The organism is Streptomyces sp. NPDC059010, assembly GCF_042740355.1.
In the GTDB taxonomy this organism is placed as follows: domain Bacteria; phylum Actinomycetota; class Actinomycetes; order Streptomycetales; family Streptomycetaceae; genus Streptomyces.
In genome coordinates this window covers 435,024-441,671 of the sequence record NZ_JBHYJA010000001.1, presented here as the reverse complement: position 1 = coordinate 441,671, position 6,648 = coordinate 435,024, and the positions used below count along the sequence as shown (strand labels likewise).

Sequence of the window (6,648 nt, the reverse complement as noted above, 5' to 3'; positions counted from 1 at the left end):
CACCCAACCAACTCTTAAAACCAAAAATACGCAAAAATAGATATATAGGAGTCTCGTGGGATCGGATATGTGTATAAGAGACAAGGGGGGGAACCCCGGCTCTGTGCGACGGCCGATGACCAGTCGGCTCACTCTCATCAGCGCCGGTGGGGCTGAAAACGTCACTCCCGATCCGAAGATTTTTCAACGAGTTACAAACTCGCAGGTCAGAGGCTTGTTACGAGAGTGACCACGCCGACCCGCCAGGCCGACCCGCTGCAACGAGCCACCACGGCGTCCGCGAGAGAGACGTCCCGCTCAGAGCGCGCTGTACGACGGCTTCGGCACCAGGGGCGCAGGCAGCTGGAGGGGGTCCGGGAGGAGGCGGGGGCGCCCGGTCGACGGCGTCTTGGCGGTGCGGCCCGTGTGGTGACCGATGCCGCGGCCCTTGGGGCCCTTGCCGTCGTCGTGGTCGTCGTCGCCCTTGCCGTTGCCCTGGCCCTTGCCCTGATCGTCGTCGTCCTGGCCCTGGCCGCCCTGGGCCCGGGTGCTCTCACCCGCGCCGGTCAGGACGCCCTTGCAGTACTTCCACACGCGTGCGGAGCTGCCCGCCGCGCTCTCCAGGGCGCGCCGGCGGTCGCGGGACAGATCCTTGCCGTCGCGTACGTCACGGCAGGCCGGGACGGCCTTCCGCCAGCTGCCGGACGGCCCCTTCTGGTCCTCGCCGGCGGTTTCACGGTCCTTCGCCGCGCCGCCGGGTGCCGTCTCCCGGCTGCTGCCGGGACCGGTGGGCGTCCTGTCGGTGCCGTCGGGCGTGGGCACGTCGCGCCCGCCGATCTCCGGCGAGGGCGAGACGAAGGGACGGTCCGGCGGTACGGCCGCCGAGGCGGTACCCGCGGGACGGCCCGGCTCGTCCCCGCCGAACGGTGTCCGCAGCACTCCGGTTCCGGCCGCGACCGCGACCCCGCCGACCATGCCGACGGCCAGCGCGGCGGCGAGACCGAGCCGCAGGGGACGGCCCCAGCGGGGGCGACGGGCGGCACGGCCGGGGGCGCCGATCCGGACGAGCCCGACATCGGCGGCGTCGGAGGCGTCGGAGGCGGCCGAGCCGGAGCGGTGACCGGCGGTGATGGCAACGTCGTCATGGTTCGCGCGCGCGGCGCGGAACGCCGCCAACGCGGCCGCTTCTCCGGGGAGTTCGGCGCTGCTCGGCGCGGGTTCGACGCTCAGCGCCTCAAGCGTTTTGGCGAGCTGTTCGGCCTCGTCGCGATGGGCCGATTCGACAGCTTCGAGTGACTCTCCGCTCAGCAAGCGCTCCGCCGTTTCGCGGTCCAGCCACCTGTACTGCTCGTCGGCCATCACACATCCTTCTGCGTCCGCGAACGCAGATGCGTCACACTCGCAGACGTCACCGCACGGTCGCGGGGGTCTCGCTGGGGAGGCAGGGCATCGAGGATCCCGGCCGATTCCGGATCGTCGCCGAGCAGCTCGGCGAGCCGCTTCAGACCCCGGTGCGCGGCGGTCCGTACGGCACCCGGCCGTTTGCCGAGGGTCTCCGCGGCCGTCTTGGCGTCCAGTCCCACGACCACCCGCAGGACGACGGCCTCGGCCTGGTCCTGTGGCAGCCGTGCGATGAGGGAGAGGGTGCCGTCGGTGGCGAGGGCCTCCATGGCCTCGCCCGCGGTGTCGGACTCGGCGGCCTTGCCGGTCAGCTCCGTCTCGTCGCCGCCGATCGCGGGGCGGCGGCCGCGCATCCGTATGTGGTCCAGCGCGCGGTTGCGGGCTATTCGGGCGGCCCAGCCCCGGAAACGGTCCGCGTCCCCGCTGAATCGCTCCAGGTCACGCGCTATCTGCAGCCACGCCTCCGACGCGACGTCCTCGGCGTCGGGGTCGCCGACCAGCGTCCGCACGTACCCGAGCAGCCGCGGGTGCACGGAGCGGTACACAGTCCGGAACGCGGTCTCGTCTCCGTCCTGTGCCGCAAGCACCGCGGCAGTCAACTCCGCGTCGTCCCCCAGCACTGGATTACCTCAATTGATGGTTGCGGTGCCAAGACCGCAGGTCGTTGCGGTGGTCTTACAGCCTCCGCGTCCGGCGCGAAAGGCACGTTACGGCCTGAAACCGCTGCCCGTCCATGTCCGTACAACATGCAACTACCTGGGAATCCGCGAAAGTGTCTCCCCAGGTGTGACAGAAAACGCAGTCATGGCGCTGTAGAGAGTACGGGCCGCCGCGCGGCCCGTGCCGCGCGACGGCCGGGGCCTCTCCTGTGGGGGGTGGCGGCCTCGGCCGTCTCCGCGACACACCGTGGTCGCCGAGTGCGCCACCGTTCACCACCGACTCCCCTACGGACCCGGCTTCACGGTCTTCATCGTGAAGTGCGAGGTGACGTTCTTGACCCGGGGGATCGTCATGACCCGCCGGCTGAGGAACGCCTCGTACGCGGGGAGATCGGCCACGGCCACGCGCACGAAATAGTCGGGGTTCCCGAACAGTCTGCGCAGCTCCAGGACTTCCTCGGCCTGCGCCAGCGTCCCCTCGAAGCGCTCGACCGTCTCCGCGTCCTGCGCCTCAAGGCTGAGGTCGAGCAGCACCTCGAAGGAACGGCCGACGGAAGCCGGGTCGACCACGGCCCGATAGCCCTGGATGACACCCTCGGCCTCCAGCCGTTGTACCCGGCGCAGACAGGGCCCGGTGGTCAGCCCGACGCGCTGGGCCAGCTCCACGTTGGTCAGCCGCCCGTCCCGCTCCAGCTCGGCAATGATTGCCTCGTCAATGGCATCCATAGCGAGATTGTTGCACGCACCCGGTCGATCCGAGCAATATTCGCAACCATGTGTCAGGGCTTCTACGAGACGATGGACGGGTGCGACACGACGTACCAGACGTACTCACCCGCCCGGCCGCCCCGCCCGCGGCCATCCGCCGGACCCGGATATCCCTGGGCGTCCGCGACTCCTTCTCCGCGGGCCTCGGCATCTTTCCCCTGGGTATCGCCCTCGGCCTGCTGATCATCCAGGCCGGACTGCCCTGGTGGCTCGCCCCCGCGCTGTCCCTGGCCGCGTTCGCCGGCTCCCTGGAACTCCTGCTCGTGGGCATGATGGCCGCCGTCACACCGCTCGCCGCGGTCGCCCTGACCGTGCTCGTGGTCAACTTCCGGCATGTGTTCTACGCCTTCAACTTCCCGCTGCACCTGGTCAGGCACCCCGCGGCCAAGGCGTACGCCGTCTACGCGATGATCGACGAGGCGTACGCCGTGAGCGCCTCCCTGCCCGAGCACGAGCGCTCGGCACCCCGGCTGCTGGCCATGCAGATCGCGTCCGAGGCGTACTGGGTGGGCGGCGGACTGGTCGGTGTCGCCCTGGGAGCGGCCCTGCCCGCGCCGGTCGAGGGCCTGGAGTTCGCGCTGTGCGCCCTGTTCACCGTGCTCACCCTGGACGCCTTCCGCTCCCGCGCGGAGCTGCCGTCCCTGCTGCTCGCGGGCGCGAGCGTCACGGTCGCGCTGGTCCTCACTCCGGGGACGGCCATGTTCACGGCGCTGCTGCTGTTCGTCGGCCTGCTGCTGGTCCGCCACCTCACCACGGCCCAGAACTCCAACGAGAAGTCCAACGAGAAGTCCAACGATGCCTAGTACCTCGTACCTCATCGCCGTCCTGGCGATCGTCTTCACCATCACCCTCGCCCTGCGCGCCGTCCCCTTCGCCGTGCTCGGCCGGCTGCGCGACTCGGCGATCGTGCGGCGCCTGGCGGTGTGGATGCCGGTCGGCATCCTCGGGATCCTCGCCGTGACCGCGCTGCACGGCACGATCACGACCGACCCGGACGGCACCTGGTACGCGCCGCTCGCCGTCGCCGTCACCATCGGCGTCCACCTGGCCTTCGGCCGCCGCACCATCCTCAGCGTCGGCGCCGGTACGGCCGTCTACGTCGCCCTGCTCAACGCCCTGTGAACAGCCCACTCTGAACAGCCCCCTCTGAACACTCTGAACACCCCCCTTTGAACACCCCCGTTTGGAGAAACGCCCGTTGTCTTCCGACAGCTACTTCGAGGCCATCGACGACCACCGGTACAAGCCGACCGCACACGCGGGCGGCGCCTGGGATCCGGACGAGCAGCACTTCAGTCCGCTGGGCGGACTCGTCGTCCACGCCCTCGACCGCCACCGGGCCGCCGGTCCCGACACCGGACTGCTTCTCTCCCGGATCAGCTACGACATCCTCGGGCGCCTCGCCCTGGACGAGTGCGAGATCGAGGTGGAGACCGTCCGGCCCGGCCGGACCATCGAGCTCCTCGAAGCGGTCGTACGCATAGCCGGGCGCCCGGTGGTCCGGGCCCGCGCCTGGTTCCTCGCCGCCGTCGACACCACCAAGGTCGCGGGCGGCTCCGACGACCGGCTCCCCCCGCCCGAGTCGCTGGCCCCGTGGCCGATGTCGGACGTCTGGCCGGGCGGCTACGTCGCCTCCCTGGACGTCCGCCCCCTCGCGCCGCCGCGACCGGGCCGTACGTCCGCCTGGCTCTCCACGCCGCTCGATCTGGTCGCCGGTGTGCCGGTCGGCCCGCTCGCGTCGTATCTCGCCCTGGTCGACACCGCCAACGGCATCGCCGTCCGGCAGCCGCCCACGCAGTGGATGTTCCCCAACGTCGACCTGACCGTCCACCTGCACCGCCAGCCACAAGGTCCCTGGACGGGCCTGGACACCACGGTCACCTTCGGCCCCTCCGGTCAGGGCATCACCAGCACGGTCCTGCACGACGTCGACGGCCCGGTCGGCCACGCCCAGCAGATCCTCACCGTCCGCCCCCTGCCGACAGCTGAGCCGCGGCGGATTCCGAGGTGAGCCGCGCGGAGGACCTGGACCGCGGTTAGCGCGGGAACACCGAGGTCAGTTCTTCTTCTCGGTCTTCGCGGCGCCCTCGGTGCCCTCGGCACCCTCGGTGCTCCCAGTGCTCTTGCCGGTCCCGGACGTCTTGTCATCGCCGCCCGCCTCCTGGCCGTTGCCGGTGGCGCCGTTACCCGTGGTGCCGTTGCCCGTCGTGCCGTTGCCCGCGGTGCCGTTGCCCGTCGTGCCGTTGTCCTTGGTGGCACTGCTTCCGTCGGGCTTCTTGGTCGGCTTGCTCTTCGCCGCCGCCAGCTGCTCGGCGCAGTACGCGGCCACCTTGTCCGTGCCGCCCGCCGCGGCGACGAGCCGCTGCCAGGCCGTCGAGTCCAGGGCCTGGCCGCTGTCCTTGACCTGGTCGTAGGCGCGGCACTTGGCCTCGGTGTCCTGGGCCGTGGTCGGGTGACCGTTCCTGCCGGAGGCGCTGCCGGACGTCGCGGAGGAGGGCCCGGAGGCCGGCCGGTCGGGGCCGGTGGCCGACGGGGTGGACCTGCCCTTGTCGTCGGCGGGGCCGTCCGACGAATCGGAGGAGCCGATCGCCGCGAAGGCCACGCCGCCGAGCGTGAGGCTCGCGGCGAACAGGGAGAGCGTGGTCTTCAGCGACAGCGCCAGCCGCCGCCGCGTCCTGGGCCGCCAGTCGTCCCGGCGCCGGGTGCGCGCCTGGTGGACCCCGGCGTCGCGGGCGGCCCGGAACGCGGCCACGGCACGCTGCTCGCCCTCGCTGTCCACGCGATACCCGCGTAGCACGGCCGCGAAGAGCAGCGCCTCCAGCGCGGCGTCGTCGAACACCGCGGCCGGGGCGGACCCGCGCCCGGCGGTGCGACCGGCCCGGTGACCGGGCCCGGTGCCGGAGGCCAGGCCGTCAGGGTGCACACGCCGACGGCCGGAGGACCCACCGCCGCTCTGCTGTTCACCCATGTCCGCTTCCGTTCCTGTCCGACCTGATTTGTATGTGGGTTGCGTGATGCACGTGACGTACGTGATCTACGTGACCTGTGTGACAGCTGTGGACACACGTGCTCGTAGAGCCAGTACGTCCGACACGGCCCGTACGACTCATCGCACGCCGTCTCGTGTCACCGAAACGCCGATGCGCCGTCCTGGCCGCCGCCGTCGCCCTCACTGTTCATTTCGATTCCCCCAGCGTCCGGGGGCCGTCATCCGTCACACTTGCGACGCCCAGCTGCTTCGCCAGGCGCTTCAGACCGCGGTACGCGGCCGTCCGCACCGCGCCCGGGCGCTTGCCCAGGACGCGTGCCGCGGCGGGCGCGTCGAGTCCGACGACGACCCGGAGCAGCACCGCCTCGGCCTGGTCCCGCGGCAGCCCGCGCACCAGGTCGAGGGCGTGTTCCGTGGAGATCGACTCCAACGCCTGGTCGTGCGTGCTGTGCGGGCCGGGCAGGTCCAGCACGTCCTGTTCCAGCGCCGACGAGCGGGGCCGTACCTTCTGCCTGCGCAGATGGTCCAGCGCCCGGTGCCGGGCGATGGTCGCGCTCCAGCCCCGGAACCCGGCTCCGTCACCCTTGAACCGGCCGAGATCCCGGGAGATCTCCAGCCAGGCGTCCGACGCGACATCCTCCGCGTCGTCCCCGACCAGCCCGCGCAGGTACCCGAGCAGTCCTGGCTGCACCAGCCGGTACGCGACCGCGAAGGCGGTCTCGTCACCTTCCTGGGCCCGCGCGACGGCCGCGCCCAATTCCCCGTCGTGCGCGCGCACGCGGCGGGGTTCGCCTCCCTGGCCCAAGAACTGTCCTCGTCCGTACCGGTTCGTGACGAATCCGCACCGTGCGG

Annotated in this window: 8 protein-coding genes; 3 read left to right on the top strand and 5 right to left on the bottom strand. The window is 71.2% G+C overall.

Features of this window, described 5'->3' with window-relative positions; genetic code table 11:
- Window positions 1–297 precede the first annotated feature (297 nt).
- The 3 genes from ACFWYS_RS02130 to ACFWYS_RS02120 form a co-directional block, all read right to left on the bottom strand.
- Window positions 298–1,338 carry a hypothetical protein gene (locus ACFWYS_RS02130; RefSeq protein WP_384762184.1) on the bottom strand — a complete coding sequence of 347 codons (1,041 nt, stop codon included), beginning with the start codon at window positions 1,336–1,338 and terminating at the stop codon, window positions 298–300.
- Window positions 1,338–2,000 carry an RNA polymerase sigma factor gene (locus ACFWYS_RS02125; RefSeq protein WP_384762182.1) on the bottom strand — a complete coding sequence of 221 codons (663 nt, stop codon included), beginning with the start codon at window positions 1,998–2,000 and terminating at the stop codon, window positions 1,338–1,340. Before ACFWYS_RS02125 ends, ACFWYS_RS02130 begins: the two co-directional genes overlap by 1 nt.
- Before the next feature lie 324 nt (window positions 2,001–2,324).
- On the bottom strand, window positions 2,325–2,765 hold the full coding sequence (locus ACFWYS_RS02120; RefSeq protein WP_384762180.1) for an Lrp/AsnC family transcriptional regulator: 441 nt from the start codon (window positions 2,763–2,765) through the stop codon (window positions 2,325–2,327).
- Window positions 2,766–2,845: 80 nt separating this feature from the next.
- Here ACFWYS_RS02120 and ACFWYS_RS02115 point away from each other — a divergent pair, with 80 nt between their 5' ends.
- The 3 genes from ACFWYS_RS02115 to ACFWYS_RS02105 all read left to right on the top strand — a co-directional run bounded on the left by ACFWYS_RS02115 (window position 2,846) and on the right by ACFWYS_RS02105 (window position 4,818).
- Window positions 2,846–3,610, top strand: a complete 765-nt coding sequence (locus tag ACFWYS_RS02115) for an AzlC family ABC transporter permease (RefSeq protein ID WP_384762179.1) — start codon at window positions 2,846–2,848, stop codon at window positions 3,608–3,610.
- A complete protein-coding gene (locus ACFWYS_RS02110) occupies window positions 3,603–3,929 on the top strand; it encodes a branched-chain amino acid transporter permease (protein WP_384762177.1) in 327 nt (108 codons plus the stop codon). Before ACFWYS_RS02115 ends, ACFWYS_RS02110 begins: the two co-directional genes overlap by 8 nt.
- A 76-nt stretch (window positions 3,930–4,005) precedes the next feature.
- Window positions 4,006–4,818, top strand: a complete 813-nt coding sequence (locus ACFWYS_RS02105; RefSeq protein ID WP_384762175.1) for a thioesterase family protein — start codon at window positions 4,006–4,008, stop codon at window positions 4,816–4,818.
- 45 nt (window positions 4,819–4,863) lie between these two features.
- Here ACFWYS_RS02105 and ACFWYS_RS02100 read toward each other — a convergent pair whose 3' ends face one another.
- Window positions 4,864–5,775 (bottom strand): hypothetical protein, encoded by a 912-nt coding sequence (locus ACFWYS_RS02100; protein WP_384762173.1) that lies wholly within the window; start codon window positions 5,773–5,775, stop codon window positions 4,864–4,866.
- A gap of 208 nt (window positions 5,776–5,983) precedes the next feature.
- A complete protein-coding gene (locus ACFWYS_RS02095; protein ID WP_384762171.1) occupies window positions 5,984–6,601 on the bottom strand; it encodes an RNA polymerase sigma factor in 618 nt (205 codons plus the stop codon).
- Window positions 6,602–6,648 lie beyond the last annotated feature (47 nt).

Bases quoted from the DNA above. Each gene is read 5' to 3' on its own strand.
- ACFWYS_RS02130 (WP_384762184.1), bottom strand. From the start codon at position 1,338: ATGGCCGACGAGCAGTACAGGTGGCTGGACCGCGAAACGGCGGAGCGC.
- ACFWYS_RS02120 (WP_384762180.1), bottom strand. From the start codon at position 2,765: ATGGATGCCATTGACGAGGCAATCATTGCCGAGCTGGAGCGGGACGGG.
- ACFWYS_RS02110 (WP_384762177.1), top strand. From the start codon at position 3,603: ATGCCTAGTACCTCGTACCTCATCGCCGTCCTGGCGATCGTCTTCACC.
- ACFWYS_RS02100 (WP_384762173.1), bottom strand. From the start codon at position 5,775: ATGGGTGAACAGCAGAGCGGCGGTGGGTCCTCCGGCCGTCGGCGTGTG.